This is a genomic window from Enterococcus raffinosus (assembly GCF_001886185.1).
Lineage (GTDB): Bacteria > Bacillota > Bacilli > Lactobacillales > Enterococcaceae > Enterococcus_A > Enterococcus_A raffinosus.
The window spans coordinates 1-871 of record NZ_JXLA01000107.1; the positions used below are offsets into that span (position 1 = coordinate 1).

Here is an 871-nt window from a genome sequence, read left to right on the forward strand (position 1 = left end):
TGATACGGCTAAATGCTTTTTTTACTAGAACGGCATCTTTATGTTCTCCACAAGAATAGCCGAGAATTTCTCGATTGAACAGATCCAAAATGAAACAGACATAATTCCATTTTTTCCCGACTCGTACATAAGTCAAGTCTGTTACGATCGCTTCTAATGGGTTGTCTCTTAAGAATTTACGATTCAATACGTTTGTCGTTTTGGCTTCATTGCAAGTAGAATGATGTACTTTAAAATAAGCAACAGTATAGCTCGATTTTAATCCTCTATTTTTCATGATTCTACTAATTTTTCGTCGGCTGATCTGAATGCCTCGTTTTGATAAGGCTTTTTTTATTTTTCTTGAGCCGTAGGCCTTTCGGCTGAGGATAAATTCTTCAGCGACTACTTCTTCAAGTTCTGATTCGTCTTTCTTTGGTTTTGATTGATAATAATAGGACTGACGTGATAGACCTAATATTCTGCACATCGCTGATATAGGGTAAAGATGCTTATTCGCATCGATTACTTGTCTCTTCGTCCGAATATCAGCGCTGCTTGCTTTAAAATATCATTTTCCATTTCTAATTGCTGGTTTCTTTTACGTAGTTCTAACAATTCTTTTTGTTCAGGCGTAAGATTATCTTTTTCTTTGAATGAACCACTCGTTTTAGATTGCTTTACCCATTTGTCAAATGCTGAAGCCGTTAGTTCATATTCTCGAATGATTTCTACACGTGGCTTTCCAGCTAAGTAAAGATTGACGATTTGTTGCTTGAATTCTTGTGAAAAAGTTCTTCGTGTTCTCTTAGATATAAAAATTCCTCCTGGTATGTTTTCTTCTAGTCTACACACCTTAATTTTTCTGTCTAGTTAATTGTAGCCTATCCAT

Annotated in this window: 1 pseudogene; it reads right to left on the reverse strand. The window is 35.5% G+C overall.

Features of this window, described 5'->3' with window-relative positions:
• A pseudogene (locus RV13_RS20730) lies at positions 1-795 on the reverse strand (IS3-like element IS1485 family transposase); the annotation flags it as partial.
• Positions 796-871 lie beyond the last annotated feature (76 nt).